The organism is Chamaesiphon sp., from assembly GCF_041738855.1.
Taxonomy (GTDB): domain Bacteria; phylum Cyanobacteriota; class Cyanobacteriia; order Cyanobacteriales; family Chamaesiphonaceae; genus Chamaesiphon.
This window is the reverse complement of record NZ_JBGSPA010000143.1, coordinates 1-18,222: the sequence shown is the minus strand read 5'-3', so window position 1 is coordinate 18,222 and position 18,222 is coordinate 1. Positions and strand designations below refer to the sequence as shown.

General features: G+C 49.7%; 17 protein-coding genes. 9 read left to right on the top strand and 8 right to left on the bottom strand.

From position 1 onward, the window contains the following. Window positions 1-73: 73 nt before the first annotated feature. From ACEW9I_RS14745 to ACEW9I_RS14725, 5 genes are all read left to right on the top strand, one after another. Window positions 74-1,795 (top strand): S-layer homology domain-containing protein, encoded by a 1,722-nt coding sequence (locus ACEW9I_RS14745; protein WP_373541089.1) that lies wholly within the window; start codon window positions 74-76, stop codon window positions 1,793-1,795. 94 nt (window positions 1,796-1,889) lie between these two features. Beyond that, window positions 1,890-2,483, top strand: coding sequence for a hypothetical protein (locus ACEW9I_RS14740; RefSeq protein ID WP_373541088.1), 594 nt, complete (start codon window positions 1,890-1,892; stop codon window positions 2,481-2,483). A 255-nt stretch (window positions 2,484-2,738) separates the two neighbouring features. Continuing rightward, a complete protein-coding gene (locus tag ACEW9I_RS14735; RefSeq protein WP_373541087.1) occupies window positions 2,739-4,412 on the top strand; it encodes an S-layer homology domain-containing protein in 1,674 nt (557 codons plus the stop codon). 34 nt (window positions 4,413-4,446) lie between these two features. Beyond that, entirely contained in the window at window positions 4,447-5,085 is a 639-nt protein-coding gene (locus tag ACEW9I_RS14730) for a hypothetical protein (protein ID WP_373541086.1), read from the top strand. Between the two features lie 178 nt (window positions 5,086-5,263). Beyond that, window positions 5,264-5,386, top strand: coding sequence for a hypothetical protein (locus ACEW9I_RS14725; RefSeq protein ID WP_373541085.1), 123 nt, complete (start codon window positions 5,264-5,266; stop codon window positions 5,384-5,386). A gap of 5 nt (window positions 5,387-5,391) precedes the next feature. On the opposite strand, the gene ACEW9I_RS14720 is transcribed toward ACEW9I_RS14725, so the two are convergent. Next, on the bottom strand, window positions 5,392-5,985 hold the full coding sequence (locus tag ACEW9I_RS14720) for a TetR/AcrR family transcriptional regulator (protein WP_373541084.1): 594 nt from the start codon (window positions 5,983-5,985) through the stop codon (window positions 5,392-5,394). Window positions 5,986-6,091: 106 nt separating this feature from the next. Between ACEW9I_RS14720 and ACEW9I_RS14715 the strand changes: the two genes are divergently transcribed. The 3 genes from ACEW9I_RS14715 (at window position 6,092) to ACEW9I_RS14705 (ending at window position 10,065) form a co-directional block, all read left to right on the top strand. Beyond that, window positions 6,092-6,508 (top strand): SRPBCC family protein, encoded by a 417-nt coding sequence (locus tag ACEW9I_RS14715; RefSeq protein ID WP_373541083.1) that lies wholly within the window; start codon window positions 6,092-6,094, stop codon window positions 6,506-6,508. A 50-nt stretch (window positions 6,509-6,558) separates the two neighbouring features. Then, on the top strand, window positions 6,559-9,114 hold the full coding sequence (locus ACEW9I_RS14710) for an endonuclease MutS2 (protein ID WP_373541082.1): 2,556 nt from the start codon (window positions 6,559-6,561) through the stop codon (window positions 9,112-9,114). Between the two features lie 303 nt (window positions 9,115-9,417). After that, on the top strand, window positions 9,418-10,065 hold the full coding sequence (locus tag ACEW9I_RS14705) for a Uma2 family endonuclease (protein ID WP_373541081.1): 648 nt from the start codon (window positions 9,418-9,420) through the stop codon (window positions 10,063-10,065). Between the two features lie 123 nt (window positions 10,066-10,188). Here the strand turns inward: ACEW9I_RS14705 and ACEW9I_RS14700 are convergent, their stop codons facing one another. Beyond that, on the bottom strand, window positions 10,189-10,866 hold the full coding sequence (locus tag ACEW9I_RS14700) for a hypothetical protein (RefSeq protein WP_373541080.1): 678 nt from the start codon (window positions 10,864-10,866) through the stop codon (window positions 10,189-10,191). Between the two features lie 173 nt (window positions 10,867-11,039). After that, window positions 11,040-11,444, bottom strand: coding sequence for a hypothetical protein (locus tag ACEW9I_RS14695; RefSeq protein WP_373541079.1), 405 nt, complete (start codon window positions 11,442-11,444; stop codon window positions 11,040-11,042). Between the two features lie 82 nt (window positions 11,445-11,526). Between ACEW9I_RS14695 and ACEW9I_RS14690 the strand changes: the two genes are divergently transcribed. Beyond that, a complete protein-coding gene (locus ACEW9I_RS14690; RefSeq protein ID WP_373541078.1) occupies window positions 11,527-11,925 on the top strand; it encodes a thiol-disulfide oxidoreductase DCC family protein in 399 nt (132 codons plus the stop codon). An 8-nt stretch (window positions 11,926-11,933) separates the two neighbouring features. Here ACEW9I_RS14690 and ACEW9I_RS14685 read toward each other — a convergent pair whose 3' ends face one another. The 5 genes from ACEW9I_RS14685 to kdpA all read right to left on the bottom strand — a co-directional run bounded on the left by ACEW9I_RS14685 (window position 11,934) and on the right by kdpA (window position 18,141). Then, a complete protein-coding gene (locus ACEW9I_RS14685; protein ID WP_373541077.1) occupies window positions 11,934-13,025 on the bottom strand; it encodes a universal stress protein in 1,092 nt (363 codons plus the stop codon). Between the two features lie 37 nt (window positions 13,026-13,062). Further along, window positions 13,063-13,698 (bottom strand): K(+)-transporting ATPase subunit C, encoded by a 636-nt coding sequence (gene kdpC / locus ACEW9I_RS14680; protein WP_373541076.1) that lies wholly within the window; start codon window positions 13,696-13,698, stop codon window positions 13,063-13,065. Between the two features lie 400 nt (window positions 13,699-14,098). After that, window positions 14,099-14,338 carry a potassium-transporting ATPase subunit F gene (locus tag ACEW9I_RS14675; protein ID WP_373541075.1) on the bottom strand — a complete coding sequence of 80 codons (240 nt, stop codon included), beginning with the start codon at window positions 14,336-14,338 and terminating at the stop codon, window positions 14,099-14,101. 6 nt (window positions 14,339-14,344) lie between these two features. Beyond that, a complete protein-coding gene (gene kdpB / locus ACEW9I_RS14670) occupies window positions 14,345-16,429 on the bottom strand; it encodes a potassium-transporting ATPase subunit KdpB (RefSeq protein WP_373541074.1) in 2,085 nt (694 codons plus the stop codon). 2 nt (window positions 16,430-16,431) lie between these two features. Further along, window positions 16,432-18,141: a potassium-transporting ATPase subunit KdpA gene (gene kdpA / locus ACEW9I_RS14665; protein ID WP_373541073.1), complete on the bottom strand. Its 1,710-nt coding sequence runs from the start codon at window positions 18,139-18,141 to the stop codon at window positions 16,432-16,434. Window positions 18,142-18,222 lie beyond the last annotated feature (81 nt).

Here is an 18,222-nt window from a genome sequence, read left to right as displayed (position 1 = left end):
TCTCAATCCGGAAATTTGCAGTCCAACCACAAAGTGACAGCAGCGATTCGGCGAGGAGTGTACTAAAGAAACCATGAAAAAAAACAACCAAAAATCTCAGCTTAAACGCGCCCAGGTAGGTCGAATTGCATCCTTAATGTTAGGTTCGGTCTTTACAGGCATATTGTTGGCGATCGATCCGGCACTGGCCGTACCAACCGCTGCAACTGGCAATTCGTTGAATAAAGTTGCCGCATCCACACCTCTAGCTGAAGCAGTCAAAGGAGTAAACACTAATGCTCCCGCAACTCCAGCCACCAACCAAGTCGCTCAAGCTAGCGATGTCGCTGGCAACTGGGCAGAACCTTTTATCCGAGTATTAGTCGAGAGAGGAATCATCGCTGGCTATCCTGACGGTACTTACCGACCAGACCAAGCCATCACTCGGGCTGAGTTTGCCGCTTTAATAAATAAAGCCTTCACCTTGGAACCAACTCGAGCTGCACGTAAATTTAAAGACGTACCTAACCGTTTCTGGGCTGCCGATGTCATCCAGAAAGCTTACCAAAGTGGATTCCTCGCTGGATATCCAAATGGTACCTTTGCACCCAACCAAAATATTATTCGGATTCAGAGTTTAGTTTCTCTAGTCAATGGTAGTAGACTCGAACCCTCTGGCAACTTAGATCTCAACAGCGTCTTTGGTGATGCCGCTCAAGTCCCTAGCTACGGGCAAAATGCCCTGATCGCCGCAACTCAACGCTGCGTAGCCGTAAGTGTCGAATATGATAGCAGCAGGCTCCCTGGTGGTAACTTTGGCCCCAACACCGTCGCGACTCGTGCTGATGTCGCTGCTTATGTCCACCAAGTCTTGGTCGGTTCAGGCAGACTGACTGCGCTAGACCCGTCTAGCCCTGCCAACAAATACATCGCATCTTGCCCTCAAGGCGTATACGTAACCAGCATCACTGGTACTCCTACCCCGCCCACGCCCGTGACTGCTGACGAGGCGATTTCCCGACTCAGCCTCCCCGGTCAAGTCCCCCAACTCGCGTCAAATCCTATCAGTACCTTCCCCGTAGGTGGATTGGGTACGCCGACTGCCTTTGGTGCTAGCACAGGCTTTTTCCTGGGCGCAGGCTACCAAAACCAAACTCGCCCGAACATTTATGGTACTCCACCAAATCCAGGGTTCGTACCATCAACAGTTAAGAATCCAGAGACTTATGCGTACTCCGTTGGTCTAGGCTTGGGCGACGCGCGTAGCTTCTTTGGCTTGGAAACAGTCGCCACTACTTACAACCGACCTAACGCTGGCTCGTTTGATAATGGTGGGATTAGTTTCAAGGTTCACAAGTTACTCGGTGACAACTTTGCGATCGCAGGTGGTTTTGAAAACGCCATCACCTTTGGTAGTAATTCTGGGTTCCCCACTACTCCCGATGGTGGAGTTAATGGTGGTCGGACTGGCTACGGCGTAGCGAGTGTCATCCTCAATCCCGATCCCAACCTGGGCTTCTTCAGCAACACCACCTTATCAGTTGGTGCTGGTGCGGGTCGCTTCCGAACAGTTGGTGATATCCGCAGCGGTCGCGATACGATCAATGTTTTCGGTAGTCTCGGCACTCGTCTATTCTCCAATGTTTCATTGGTTGCTGACTGGAACGGTCAAGACTTAGGTGTTGGTTTACCCATCTTCATCCCGATTGGTGGTGGTACTTCCTTCCAAATTACGCCAGCACTAGTCGATCTAGTCAACAACGAAACTGGCGGTTCTCGCTTTACAGTTAGCGGTGGTTTAGGCTTCAGCTTCTAGACACAGCTAGTCGATTGATTACCTGCTGGAAATTTGAGGAGCGATCCTCAAGTTTCCATTCTTCTTATCCATTCCCTTCATCATCAGCGCAAACATGAAAATCTCAGCTTATTTGTTAGGACTAGGTGCTGTAGCGACCCTCGCCGCACTCAATGTCTCTCCTGCTAGTGCCCAAATCGGTAACGGTTCCGATAATGGTAACCCGTTCACTTCAATTACCAACACTGGTGGTGGCGGGATTGTCGGTAGCGGTGAGCCATCTTATGATTCCCAAAGTCAGAGTGCTGTCAACCAGCTGTCACAATCTTTAAGTGCCAATACTGTTGGCGATGCAGCGACATTTGATGTCATCAATGGTGCAGCACCAGCACCACTGGTCGCAGCATTGCTACCTGCTGGCGTACCCGCAGATGGTGCGACAGGCAGAGCTGCGAGTAATCTGGCGAATACCGTCCAAGGAATGCGTGGTGGCAATGGCAACATCAGTGCGACCAAGCTTAACGACTCGGTGGGTGCATACAATGATTATGTCAGAGCTTTAGTCGGCGAGATCGGTCCCGAACGAGCATTGAATGAAGCACCTAGTGGTCAAAAAGCACTCCAAGGAGTGCTGGGTCAACTCATCCAAGTTGCCAACCAATCTTCACCAACTGCGCCAGCTCCAACTACCCCACCGCTGCCCAGATAGCGACTGGCTGTAGCTAAACCGCATAATTCGTTAGCAGTCATAACAGGAGCAAGGACAGTTTTTCTTGCTCCTGTTCTTTTATAAGGGTATAGACAGATCGGAATATCTGCCATGTTGTTGCTGCAAATCGACTGAGATAGTGGAGATCGATGTGAAATATTGGCAATAGTTGCATATACCTCCTGCGAAAGTAATACTCGTAGTAAGATAATCCGAGGTGATGAATTTTTCGGTGAGGAGTTTAGCAACAAAAACATGAACCAACCAAATAATTTCAAACAGATCCAAGTCGATCGGCTGGTATGCCTACTAATTGGCTCAGTGCTAACCAGCGGCTCGATCGCGATTGGCTGTGCACGAGCAGAGCCAACGGCACCCAGCGATGACAACTCATTGACCAGAGTTACCAGCACTGGCTCTGTGGCAGCAACCCTCACAGCAATCGATCGCACTGCACCATTCATTCCCGCCGCGCATCGCATCGCTCAAGCTAGTGATATTGCAGGCAATTGGGCTGAACCTTTCATTAGAGCCTTAGTCGCACAAGATATTATCAAAGGGTATCCAGATGGCACTTTCCAGCCAGATCGACCCATAACTCGGGCAGAGTTTGCCGCTTTGCTCAACAAAGCTTTTGCCCTCCAGCCCATCCGAGCTGCGCGCACATTTAAAGATGTCCCCACCAATTATTGGGCAGCCGCAGTCATCCAAACAGCGTCTCAAGCTGGATTTATCGCTGGCTATCCCGATGGCACCTTTGCCCCCAGTCAAAATATCAGCCGGATTCAAAGTCTCGTCGCGCTGGTAAATGGTAGCAAGCTTACACCCACAGGCAATGTCGATCTCAATAACGTCTTTGGCGATGCCGCTCAAGTGCCTAGCTACGGTCAAAATGCCCTGATCGCTGCCACCCAAAGCTGTGTGGCTGTGAGCGTCGAGTACGACAGTAGCCGACTTCCAGGTGGTAACTTCGGCCCAAATGCCGTAGCGACGCGTGCAGATGTCGCTGCGTATATCCATCAGGTATTGGTCAGCACTGGCAAATTGTCGGCTGTAGCAGTAACTAGCCCTGCTAATAAATATGTTGCAGCTTGCCCGCAGGGCACGTATGTGACGACGATTGGTGATACAACTCCTAGAACTGCGGGACTGAGTGCAGATGAGGCGATTTCCAAGCTAGGGGTAGTCGATCGCGTGCCCGAGCTGGCGTACAGCAGTGCTAATATCTATCCAGTTGCAGGTCTCAATACACCTTATGCTTTTGGGGCGAGTTGGGGGCAGGTATTTGTCGGGACGAGCTATCAGTCCTCTACCCGTGCGGCTCTCTACCTCAACCCGCCAAATGTCGGTCAAGCTCGCAACGATGGTGCAGTCTATCTAGGCTTTGGTCTGGGCGACGCGCGGAGCTTCTTGGGGTTAGAAACAGTGGCGACTTCCTACAGTACCGCTATTAGTGGTTTGCTCAATGCGGGTAGTCTCAGTTTTAAGCTGCACAAACAGTTTGGGGATAATTTCGCGATCGCAGGTGGTTTTGAAAATGCAATTCCTTTCAATCGGAATAATTTAGATGGCGGTCAGACTGGCTATGGTGTAGCGAGTTTGGTCTTAAATCCCGATCCGAATGTGGGCTTTTTGAGCAACACGACGTTATCAGTTGGTGGTGGTGCTGGACGATTCCGCACTGTTGGGGATATCCGTACGGGTAAAGATAGCTATGGAGTATTTGGCAGTCTGGGCACTCGGCTATCGCCGAACTTATCACTAGTTGCTGACTGGAATGGTCAAGATTTGGGTGTGGGGGTGCCGATTACCCTTTACCTGGGCGATAGTGCCACGCTCCAAGTGGTGCCATCGGTAGTCGATCTGGTGAATAAAGAAACTGGCGGTGCGCGGTTTGTTGTCAACGCTGGATTGGGTTTCCGGTTCTAATCACCACTGGTCTAGATCGGTAAATTGCGCTCGAATGTATTCCCTTCCTATCTCAAACATAGCCGATCGAATCGATGAGTTGTCTGTCCAGCCACCTTCCACCATTCACCATTCACCATTCACCATGAAACTTGCCACTTATTTAGTAGGTCTAGGAGCAGTAACTAGTGCGCTCCTGGGCAATCTCACCCCCGTCCGCGCCCAAATCGCTGGTGGTAACGACAATGGGAGCGGACGAGAAGCGATCGTCGCCCCACTACCTGGTAACCGCCAGTCGGCTTACATCGCTCAGAGTCAAACTGCTGTCGATCGCTTCTCTCAATCCCTTACTGCTAGTAGTATCGGCGATGCGGCGACATTTGATGTCATCAATGGTGGCGCACCAGCACCGCTAGTCGCAGTCTTGTTACCCACTGGGATGGCTACGGATGGCACAACAGCCAAAGCCGCCCAAAATCTCGCCAGTACGCTCCAAGGGATGCGATCGGGTGATGGGAAAATTGATGCCAGCAAACTCAATCGCTCTGTCGGTGCCTTCAATCAGTACGTCACAGCTCTCGTCGGCGAACTCGGCCCCGATGCGGCGGTTGCCACCGCTCCAGTCGGTCAAAAAGCGGTGCAAGGGCTATTGAGTCAATTGGTTCGAGTTGCCAACCAAGCGGCACCTAAGTAGTCGCGATGACAGCTCGATCGCGGCTCAATTGATGACAGTTTACCTGCCTCCTCTAAAGCTTTCATTCACATTGTGATGATTCGACTTATGCTCCGTAGACTTGCCTAAATATTGTATACTCTCCGTATTTCCACACATCCTCTAAGTTTGATGAGGCTACGCCTCATCGAACTCAGGTTTGCAAGATCGGCCAGTTTCTGAAGCCGATCGTTCTGGTGCGATCCAACGGATGCGAGGCTTGCTAAAAACAGACCTATCGATCTTGGTGGTGATGCAAAAGATATCTGCCGCCGCTGACTAGGAACGTTATGCCGCTAATCCATCTAGCAAACAATCTATAAACACAGAAATAGTTTCTGCTGTTGAAATCTTTCCTGGCAACAGACTATTTGTTTTATAAGCAATCGAGAGGGTTGCTACTCCATGCACCATTGCCCATATTGCTTTGGTCATTTCCTGAGTATTCCCAGAAATTAGTTCCCTCTTCTCCTGTCCAGTTTTAACCAGCTCAAATAATCGATGCAATGATGCTTGCGAAGATTCAAGCAAGCTAGGATATTTTTCTTCATCGTAAGCACAAAACATCAATTGCACATGATTGGGATAATTGAGTGCAAAGTTAACATAGGCATTACTTGCCGAAATCAACTGTAAGCGCGTGGTGCTTGATTGAGAAATAGCAGATTCCACCTCCACCGAAAGCAACCGAAAGCCTTCTTCAGCAATCGCCACCAGTACGGCTTCTTTGTCAGCAAAGTGCATATATGGCGCATTATGACTCACTCCAGCTCTCTGCGCCATTTTTCGCAAACTCAGGGCATGAAGTCCGTCTTCAGCCAATAGTTCAGCCGCGATCGAGAGCAGCGCATTACGCAAGTTGCCGTGATGGTATTTGGGCATTCTTCTCTAGATATTGACAGTGACAATATTTAGGGACTATATTTACATTAACAATATTTTACTGTGCCGAGCCTCCAGATCTAAACATTTATGGTGGCAGAATCTTATGAAATTTAGTCATACTCTTCAAACGTCGGCTTCCCCAGAAAAGATCTGGGCTATTTGGACAGATGTAGCGCATTGGTCAGAATGGGATACTGAACTATCGGCTGCTAGTTTAGACGGTACTTTTGGTCTTGGAGCCGTCGGTAAACTCAGACCCAAATCAGGTCCAGTTTCCTCGTTTAGAATTTCACAATTTAATGTAGGAAAAAGCTATACGTTCACCACGAAATTGCCGCTTTCTCAGTTGAATGTCTATCGCCACCTTCATATTGGGTCAGACGGGACTTACTTTACCCATGAAGTTTCATTTCAAGGATTTCTTGCCTTTCTGTTTGGGGTGTTATTAGGGCGAAGATTTCGGACAAAACTACCTGGAATTATGGAGAATATCAAGCGAATTGCTGAAGTCCAAAGATGAATCATGAGAAATTAACCTCGTGAATACCCAGTAGCCAGTCGCATCGAGGGATGAAATCCCCAATCCCGAGCCTCTATAATGGTTGGGAGTGCAACAGCGAGTGTAGATTAGTGATTCAGGCAGAGACTTTAGAGTTATTGGAATGGTCGCGATTGTGTCAGCAGGTATCCACATTTGCCGCGACTAAGCTAGGAACGATCGCGGCGAGAAAGTTGGTGATTCCCCAGCACCCTAGTGTCAGTCTGAACTTGTTGGCACAAACCAAGGAAGTATACGATCTCGAAACCCGATTGACTGGGGGGTTGTCACTCGATGGGATCGAAGATTTTGGGGACGCGCTCGAACGTGCTGCGGTGCAAGGGATGCTCTCAGGTAAAGAGCTACACGAGATTGCGACGACGCTAGCGGGGATGCGGAAGTTGCGCCGTACTATTGAGAGTGAAGAACATATTCCCGTCTTAGCAACTTTGGTCGCAGATGTGCGGACATATCCCGAATTGGAGCAAGAGATCTATCGGTGCATTGACGATCGCGGTGACGTTACGGATCGATCGAGTGAGAAACTGGCACAGGTACGCGTCCAGCTCAAGGGATTGCGCGATCGGATTTACAAGTTTCTCAATAGTCTGATCCAACGTCATTCCAATGCCGTCCAACAGCCACTCATCACCCAACGGGGCGATCGCTTTGTCATCCCTGTCAAAGCATCCCATAAAGAGGCAATTCCTGGCGTCGTTCATGATACCTCTGGCAGTGGCTCGACACTATATATCGAACCCCAACAAATCATCAACCTCGGCAACCAACTCCGCCAACTTCAACGCCAAGAACAGCGAGAAATTGAAGTGGTCTTGACCGCTCTAACTGTCAAAGTAACTGAAGTAGTCGATGACCTCGAACACCTGCTCGTTGTCGCCACGACAATCGATCTCGCCACTGCCAGAGCGCGATATAGTCTGTGGTTGGAAGCCAATCCGCCAAGATTTGTCGATCGAGCTGCCGCTGAATATATCACCCTGCGTCAACTGCGGCACCCCTTATTAATATGGCAACACCGCCACGAATCAGGCCCCGCCGTCGTCCCAGTCGATCTCTCGATCCGCCCAGATATCCGTGTAGTCACCATTACTGGCCCCAATACAGGCGGTAAAACCGTTACCCTCAAAACCCTCGCGATCGTCGCTTTGATGGCAAAGGTGGGGCTATTTATCCCCGCTCGGGAGCCAGTGGAGATCCCCTGGTTCGACCTTATTCTGGCTGACATCGGCGATGAACAATCACTTCAGCAGAGTCTCTCGACTTTTTCGGGACACATTCGCCGGATCGGGCGGATTTTGGAGGCGATCGGTACAGATGCCACAACCACTGAGGCACCAGACAGCCACAACTCTCCACTAAATCCAGAACCAGATCGAGATTTGGATTTACCTAATCGCCTACCCTCTTTCACCCCCCTACCCTCTGCCCTCATCCTCCTCGACGAAGTTGGAGCTGGCACCGATCCAGCGGAAGGGAGCGCACTCGCGATTGCCCTATTGCAATATTTGGCCGATCGCGCGATGCTGACGATCGCTAGTACCCACTATGGGGAGTTAAAAGCTCTCAAATATCAAGATAGTAGATTTGAGAATGCTTCAGTCGAATTTGATGATGTCAACCTCGCGCCCACTTATCGGTTATTGTGGGGGATTCCAGGGCGATCCAATGCTCTCTCGATCGCTCAGCGACTCGGCTTGAATCCAGCCGTCATTGAGAGTGCCAGATCGCAGGTAGTCTTGGGTGCGACGCAGGAAGTAAATGCAGTAATTGCGGGACTCGAAGCACAACGGCGTACTCAAGAAACCAAAGCTAATGAAGCTGCCACACTATTAAAACAAGCCGAAGCATTTTATCTGGAAGTTTCCCAAACAGCCGCACAGTTGCAAGCTCGGGAACAAGAACTCAAAATCAATCAGGAACGCACCATCCAAGCCGCGATCGCTGAAGCTAAAGGTGAGATCGCCCAGGTGATCCGCCAACTTCAACAAGGCCCCCAAACCGCTCAGGCTGCCCAGCAAGCCACCGCTGCTCTCGATGGAGTCAATCATCGCCATTTACCAGCCAAATCGACCCCCCAGCCGCCTCCAGGCTTCAATCCCCAGATAGGCGATCGGATTCGGATTCCCAAATTGGGACAAACCGCCGAAGTGCTCAGCAAAGTTGATGATAGCGGCAATCTCAATGTCAAGTTTGGGATCATGAAAATGAACGTCGCACTAGTTGACATCGAATCCTTGACAGGTGAAAAAGCTACCCCAGCACCAAAAAAATCCGCTGCCAAAGTTCCTGCCAAGACTACGCCTGTTGTCACTCCCGTAGCAATTCGGACATCGCGAAATACTGTCGATGTGCGCGGGCAAAGAGTGATGAATGCCGAAACCGAAATCGAACGCGCGATCGGGCAAGCTTACGAATCGGGTATCATGTGGGTGATTCATGGTAAAGGCACTGGCAAACTCCGCGAGGGAGTCCAAGAATTCTTATCCCATCATCCACAGGTCGATCGCTTTGAATTAGCTGGTGAAAAAGATGGTGGTGGTGGTGTGACGATCGCTTATCTCAAGTAGTCCAATAGACCTCTTGCGAAAGTCCGACGTTAATTGCGATGAGAGGGTAGTTGGGTGTGTTGGGTTTCGCCTTGCTCTTCTCAACCTAGAGCCTAAAGCCTGCTTGGTGCGCTAAACCCTCGGGGAACCCGAGGAGCGCGCATCCGCTAAAGCCTAAAGCCTGCTTGGTGCGCTAAACCCTCTGTGCGATCCGCTGCGCGTTGGCGTAGCCTGCGCTCTGCGCTTACGGCAGAGCCGAGGATCGCGCATCCGCTACCCAACTTACAGATCTAAAGCCTAAAACCTAACGGAGGAGGAAAATAGATGGTTTCGATGACGCCGATTATCGCTCCTGTGCTCGTGGGCGAAAGACGGGTGGTGTTCCACAATATTACTTGGCAGGGTTACCAACAACTGCTGAGTATTTTGGGCGAAAACCGTGCTAGTAGAGTCACATTCGATCGCGGAATTCTAGAAATTACGATGCCTTTAGAAGAACATGAATTTTTTGGTCGTTTAATCGAACGAATGATTGTCATTTTAGTAGTAGAGCTAGGTCTAAAGGTCAAAACGATGGGTTCGACAACACTCGATCGATCGGACTTGGAACGGGGCGCAGAGCCAGACAATGCCTACTATATTCAAAACCAATCGTTAGTAGCTGGGCGTAAAGTAGATTTGGCTACAGATCCACCGCCCGATTTAGTTGTGGAAGTAGACATAACTCATAGCGATATCAATAAACCAGCTCTCTATGCCAGTATGGGAGTGCCAGAGTTTTGGCGATATAATGGACGCGAATGGTCGATCTATCGGGTTCAAACCAATCGCTATACCGAAGTCGCCAATAGTCCCACTTTCCCGATGGTATCGAAAGAAAGGCTTTATGAATTCTTGGCAGTCGCTCAAACAGATGAAGTAGCAGCGGAAATTAATCTCCGCCAATGGGTGCGAGAATTCACCAAACAGTAGGAGTGATTCGATCTATTTGAATTAGAGAGTGAACCAAGTGGTAATGTTGTGAGCGATCGTTTTCGCAGCATAGATAGATGATACTCATCCCATTTTATTACTCATTTCAGTAATAGCAATTGCTTACTTTAATAATTTAGCTTGCTTGAATACATCATAAATAGTATCACCCACGATCGCACCATACATCACTTGGGAACTTGCAGCTAGTACGCTCGCACAAATGAACGCAGCTAGTGGCGAAGCCAGCCAATCCCAGCCAAATAAAAACACCGCACCGATAATAATCACCGTTTTGACAACGCCACCGAGCGCACCAGCGAGGATCTGTTCGCGATCCCAATCATGCCAAAGCGATCGCCAGTAAAGGCGGTGCTTAAATAAAGATTTTTGCCAATTCCCGATCGTTCGTCCGTTGATACCACCGATGATGGCACCCACAATCCCTAATATAATTAATGCGGTGCCATCTTCATCCAATACTAACATTTGGATACCGAGATGAATTAATTTCCAAGTTAAAATATCGAGCGGTAGTCCCACAATTGCTGTCCAAATCCACTGGCGATCGAGTGTCGCGATCGTTTGTTTGAGCAGACGCCATTGTAAATATCCCTGAATTGTAATACTTGCTAGATAACCTAATAATCTGATGAGATAAATCGTTGTCAGATCGTCGATCTGAACTAGTAAGATTATCAAAGTGACGATCGCCTGAGTGGCAATTGCTAGCGCGATCGAACCGAAAACTTGAACCAGTAGCCATTGTGATAAAAAATTGGACTGAGGATACTTGAACACGGCTAAATATATTGATTATTTTAGTATTCCCACTCAATTCATGACCGCTCTAGGTAAATTTACGGATTTTCGATCTCCTCATCAAAATTAATGCTGTTTAGCCGATCGATCTTGCAGGATCGAAGCTAGCTGAGATGTTGCATCGATCCTTGAATAAATCTCTCTGTTATTGGTTAGTTAGCGATCTGAGCATTCTTCAAAAAAGCGACGATCGAGAGCAGATATAGTAGTAATGACAGCGGGAAAATCACCTCAACAAAATTCCAATGAGGAGGATCGAGCTGAGTAGTTTCTACATAAGATTGAATAAATGAATAACATGCTCTACCTTGATGCCAGAGACGACATTCGGCTGGGCTAGTGATGATAAATATCGATTGGAATAAGAGCGGGCACCAAAATGATATTCTAAACTTGAGCTGTTGCTGGCGATGATTTACGTACAGATTGAGACAGTAGAGAGTGCAAATCAGATAGAATGGTAATAGGCTAAAAAAATAGATACTCCAAGCAGCACTCGTGAAAGCGATGCTAAGAGCCATAACTATACTAGTCAAGATATATAGAATAAAGTACATAGCAAAATTTCGAGTAGTCATCATCTCGAGCAGGGGATTAAATAACCTACCAATCATCACCTAAATTTATCAGTATTAACTCATGTATCAAAATTTAATTTTGTTTGATGGAGTCTGTAACTTTTGTAATAGCGCAGTCCAGATGGTCATCGAGATCGATCGCCGAAAAATCTTTAAATTTGCTTCAATTCAGTCGGAATTAGGACAACAGCTTTATCATCAGCATGGATTAGATCCGATCGATATCCAAACGCTGATGTTTGTCGATGGCGATCGCGTTTTGACTAAAAGTGACGCGGTGCTAGAGGTGCTAGCTCGACTTGATGGTGGCTGGCAGTTATTAGCTGGTTTTAGAGCCATGCCCCAACCATTACGCGACTGGGCTTATGGTGAATTTGCCCGCCAGCGATTTGTCCTGTTCGGACGGCGCGATACATGTATGGTACCCACTCCCGAATTACAGGAACGATTTATCTGCTGATAGTTAGCTTATTCCCGCTCCTGAGTAGTGGAAATAATGTGAATATCCACATTTTTGAGTAAGCGGAGGATCTGCTGTGTCAAAGAGCCTTTCCAAAATGCTTGCCAGCGGGATTTTTGACTCTCACCCATCACAATTTGGGTAATGCGATATTGTTGGGCAGTTTGAGCGATCGATTTGATCACATTGTAGTCGCGCACCCGAATAAACTCACCCCCAAATTCTTGGCAGAGGCGTTGGCAGGTTTCGATATGGAGACTATCTTCTTTGGATAGAAAGCGATCGGGATCGTCTACAAATAGGACATAAAATTGGGCGTGCATATAATTAGCTACTCGCGCTCCCCGCCGCAGCAATTGCAGCGAATTGGGATAGGTAGAGATGCACACCAATACCCGCTCGTGGATGTTGCAGGATGCCCCTGTGAGCGCGTATCCATGCGACTGCTCGGTACCTTCAATATTGTCAGCAACTTCCCGCAGTGCCAACTCCCGCAATGCTACCAAATGACGACGTTGGAAAAAATTTTTGAGCGAACTATCGACCTTTTCGGGCGCATAGATTTTGCCATCCCGCAGTCGTTCTTGGAGTGTCTCTGGTGTGACATCGACGACAACTACTTCATCGGCGGCTTCGAGGATGCGATCGGGAATCCGTTCGCGGACGACCACGCCTGTCAGTTGAGCGACGGTATCATTGAGGCTTTCGAGGTGCTGGATATTGACAGTGGAATAGACATCAATTCCGGCGATCAGGATCTGTTCGACATCTTGATAGCGTTTTTCGAGAGCGGAACCAGGGACATTGGTATGAGCTAGCTCGTCTACCAAGACTAGTTGGGGTTGACGATGAAGGATCGCGGGGACATCCATCTCGCTGAGAGTTACACCCTGATATTCGATCTGCCTGCGGGGGATTTGTTCCAAACCGATCGCTTTGGCGGAGGTTTCGGCACGATTGTGGGTTTCGAGCAAACCAACTGCTACGTCAATTCCTTCGGAGCGGAGTCGGTGTCCTTCTTCGAGCATCCGGTAGGTTTTGCCCACTCCAGGACTCATACCGATAAAGATTTTGTGTTTACCGCGACGATAGATCTGCATGGAATTAGGCTTTAGGCTTTAGATTTTAGGCGCGGAGTCAATTTATGGCATCTAGGGCTAGATTTAATTTTAGTACGTTGACACCTGGTTCGCCGAAGATCCCCAAGGCGCGATCGTCAGTATTTTGACTGATTAATGCTTCCAGGCGATTGGGTGGGAGTTTGCGGGCGGTGGCAACGCGTTGGATTTGGGCGATGGCGGCGGCAGGAGTGATGTGGGGGTCGAGGCTGGAGCCGGAGGTGTAGAGGAGGTCGGCGGTGGGTTTGATACCTGCTTGCTGGAGTCTAGGAAGGTCTCCAGTGATGGTTTTGGTGGGATCGGGGTCGGTTTTGCCGTTGATGCGATCGAGTAATGCGGGGTTGGTGGGGGCGAGGTTGCTGGCTCCAGAGACTCCGGTTTTGAGAATGTTATTGGCGTCTTTGGTGGGGGTAGCGGTGCTGTAGCTGGTAGTGCTGGGACGGCTGTTGAAGTAGCGATCGCTAGTAAATGGTTGTCCGATCGGAGCGGAGCCAACTACTTGTCCTTGGGCATTTCTAAGAAGGCTACCGTTGGCTTGTTCGCGGAAGGCGACTTGGGAGACGGCGAGCATAGTAAAGGGATAGATGATAGCGACTAGCACCCAGAGGACGAGGGTAGCGCGGATGGCTTTGGTGATTTCGCGGATGGGGTTCATGATAGTTGTGGGTGGTGAATTTGGACTGGTGCTTGATGGAAATTGCTGTTAGGGTGGAATTCGGGTTAAAGATATCAGTGAAAGTCATGCTTAGATTAAATTTTAGTTTGGTAGTAACCTTCAACTAAAATCTAGAGTGGAGCGATCGCCGCACCACGCTTCACACTAGTCGAACCTGATGCAGGGGAGTTTGAGGGGCGGCATCCCGCCTCTCAACGGGGGTCTGGGGGTCGGAGCGATGCGCGCTCGTTGGGTTTCCCAACGGTTTAGCGCATCAAGACAACCCCCAGATCCGGGTTCTGCCCACACTAGCAAAATTCGCAACTTACAAATTCTCTTCGTCTACCGTTCGGCTTGCAACTAGAAGTTGAACCCGTGCCCTAAACCGAACTGACGCTAACTAAAATCGCTCTGGTTGAAACATCACCACAAATAAATAAGCAGACAAAGCGACAGTACCTAAGCCCAAGATGCCAAGCGCATAAACTTGTGGGCGAGAGAAGGCGTCACCTGTAGCCGCAGAGACATTGGCAGCCAGGATGACATTCAAACAGAGGGCGAGGAACAGATATGTAGGATATCGCCGACGGTTCCAGGCTTGCCAGAGTGGAGCTAGTTCTGTGGAAATAAAGTGGTTCACGATCGGTTAGGAGATAGGGAGGAGGACATCGATGAGCTTAATGGCGATAAAGGGGGCGATCACGCCGCCTAATCCGTAGATGAGGATGTTGCGCTGAAGCAACTGATCGGCAGTGAGAGGGCGAAATTTGACGCCGTTGAGCGCGATCGGAATGAGCGCGGGGATGATCAGGGCGTTGTAAATCAGGGCGGAGAGGATCGCTGATTGGGGACTTTTTAGTCCCATGATATTGAGGGAGCCGATGCCAGCAGCGGCGAAGATCGTAGGGATGATCGCGAAGTATTTGGCGATGTCATTGGCGATCGAAAAGGTCGTCAAGGCACCACGGGTAATCAGGAGTTGTTTACCGATCGCGACTAGATCGATGAGTTTAGTGGGGTCGGAGTCGAGATCGACCATGTTGGCGGCTTCTTTGGCAGCCTGGGTACCGGAGTTCATCGCGACGCCGACGTTGGCTTGGGCGAGGGCGGGGGCGTCGTTGGTGCCGTCTCCAGTCATGGCGACGAGTTTGCCTTGGGACTGTTCACGCTTAATTACATCGATCTTGTCTTCGGGGGTGGCTTCAGCGATGAAGTCATCGACTCCCGCTTCTTGGGCGATCACGCCAGCAGTAATCCGGTTGTCTCCGGTCAACATGATCGTGCGGACTCCCATCCGCCGCAGTTGGTCGAATCGCTCTCTCAAACCAGCTTTGACGATATCTTTGAGATAGATTACGCCGTATAGGTCCCCATTTTGACAAATGCCTAGTGGTGTGCCCCCCAGTTTGGAGACCCGCTCGTAGGCTTCGTCGAATTCAGCGGGAATATTACCGCCACGCGATCGCACAAAGCCACGAATGGCGTCGATCGCACCTTTGCGAACTTCGATATTATTGGGCAAATCGGTACCGCTCATCCGAGTTCTCGCTGAGAATTCGATCCCTTCTGTTTGAGCGCGATCGAGTGTAAATACCGCCCCCAATTTTTCGGCGAGTTGGACGATCGATTTGCCTTCTGGCGTTTCGTCAAATAAGCTACCAGCCAGGGCGACATTCGCCATTTCGACCGCGGAATGACCGTTGACGGGGATAAATTCATCCGCCAAGCGATTGCCGAGGGTGATCGTGCCTGTTTTGTCCAGAATGAGCGTATTGACATCGCCACAGGCTTCTACAGCCCGTCCAGAGGTAGCGATCACGTTAAACTGGGCGACTCGATTCATCCCCGCAATCCCGATCGCACTGAGCAAGCCCCCGATCGTTGTGGGAATCAACGCCACCAGCAACGACACGAGAATCGCGATCGAAATCGGTGTATTGACGTAGTTAGCCAGCGGTGATAGAGTCGCGACCACGATCAGAAATACCTGCGTCAGGACGGCGAGGAATACCGTCAGGGCAATCTCGTTGGGGGTTTTGGAGCGTTTGGCACCCTCGACGAGGGCGATCATCCGATCGATAAATCCCTGTCCTGGATCGGCGGTAATCTGAATTGTCAATTCATCCGAAACCACCCGCGTGCCACCTGTGACGGAGCTGGCGATATCGGTACCAGGTTGCTTGAGCACTGGAGCGGATTCGCCCGTAATGGCAGACTCATCAACTGAAGCCACGCCGACGACTACTTCCCCATCAGCGGGAATCATTTCGCCGAGGGCGACTTTGACGCGATCGCCCTTGCGAAGCGCGGTGGAGCTGACTTGCTGGATGTTACCGTCTGGTAAGACTTTATTGGCGATCGTGTCCGATCTACTTGCTTTAAGGGATTCGGCTTGAGCTTTACCGCGTCCTTCAGCGATCGCTTCGGCAAAGTTGGCAAACATCACTGTCAAGAATAAAATTAGGGTAATCAGTCCATTTAAGATCCGCTCGCGATTGACATCTGCCGATACTCCCCCAAATAAGTTGGGATCGAGAGTAACGAGGAAAGTGACGATCGTCCCGACCCACACGATAAACATCACTGGATTGCCCACCGCACTGCGCGGATCGAGCTTGATGAAGGCATTGCGGATTGCGCTGCGATACATGCCAGCGGCTTTGGGAGCTTTGCGGCGCGCTGCGCCTGGGCTGTCGGGAGTCGGTTGAGGTTGAGAAGATTTGCTAGTCATGGTTAAGCTCCCTTGGCAAGTTGAAAGGCTTCAGCGATCGGTCCGAGTGCCAAAATCGGAAAGAAGCTTAATGCGCCCATGATCAGAATTACGCCTGCGGTAACTCCAGTGAATAAGACGGTATCGGTACGCAGTGTGCCTGTGGTAAAGGGAACGGGTTGTTTTTGGGACATCCCATCTGCTAGTAGTAGTAATGCCACGATCGGGATATACCGTCCACCCAGCAGACTCAAGCAAGTGCTCAGATTCCACCACAAAGCCGTAGCTGCGGGTTGGCTATCCGCCAATCCTTCCAAGCCAGAACCGTTATTGGCAGTAGCGGAGGCATATTCATACATCACTTGAGCTAGTCCATGAAAACCAGGGTTGCTAATCCCCGCGAGTTGTTCGGGGAACGCTAAGGCGATCGCTCCTGGAAATAACACGAAAATGGGATGTACCAGTAAGAGTAAAAAACTGGTCAATACGACTTCATTTTTTTCAATCTTCCGTCCCAAAAATTCAGGAGTCCGCCCGACCATTAATCCGGTGACAAATACCGTCAAAATCAGGTAAGAAAATAGATAAGCTGTGCCAGTACCCTGTCCCCCCCAAATTATTTGGAGAAACAGATTGGATAAGAGGATAAATCCGCCCGCAGGCATAAATGAATCGTGCATCGAGTTGACGGCACCAGTCATTGTCCCCGTAGTTGTCACTGCGTATAGAGCTGATTGTGCCCACCCAAATCGCACCTCTTTGCCCTCCAGATTGGGCTGTGAGCTGCCGAGGATTGAGTTGACCAGGGGATTGCCGCCATACTCTCCCATGGCAGTAACGATGATAAATGTCACATATAGGATAAACACCATCCCAAAGACCAACCAAGCTTGCTTGCGATTGTCAGCAATGACGCCGTAGGTATAAATCATCGAGGTCGGAATCGCCATCATCGTCAAAATCTGAATCAGATTGGTAAATCCATTGGGATTTTCAAATGGGTGAGCGGAGTTGATCGCAAAGAAGCCCCCACCGTTTTCCCCGAGTTGTTTGATGATCTCGAAGTGTGCGACAGGCCCCAGCGCGATCGCCTGACTCAGGGTCGGGTCTTCCAGCGTGGGCACTAACACGGCTCCAGCCAAGGTTTCTGGCGTACCAGCAGCAACAAGCAGGATCGTACCGACAATACTAATCGGGAGCAAAATTCGCGTAATCGCCAATGTCAGATCGACATAAAAATTGCCTAACGGTCTACCCGTCAAGCCGCGAATAAAGGCGATCGCGACCGCAATCCCCGTCGCAGCGGAAGTAAAAAACATAAAACCTAAACCCAACATCTGGGAGAAGTAGCTGTATGTCGTTTCCCCAGAGTAGTGCTGCTGATTGGTATTGGTCACAAATGAAATGGTCGTATGCAGTGCTGTATCCCAAGTCGGCGCACCTAGCCCCGTCGGATTGAGCGGTAGCACTCCTTGCAACATCAGCATCACAAATAACAAAATCGCCATTGCTAAATTGCTATATAAAATCGCCCTAGCATATTGCCATCCAGTCATCTGGGTTTGAGTATTGACACCACTCAAGCTCCAAATCAGTCGATCGACTGGACTTAAAACTCGATCGAGTAGTGTTTTTTGACTTAGATAGACACGAGCGATATAGTCACCAAATACTGGCGTAATCGCCAGAATGATAACCAGCGTTAATCCAATTTGAATCCATCCCTGTAGCATGTATAAATATTCCTCATCTGCATCGGCGATCGAGCTTAATTATTGAAGCTTTGAATCTACCACTGATGTTGGCTGCTTCAA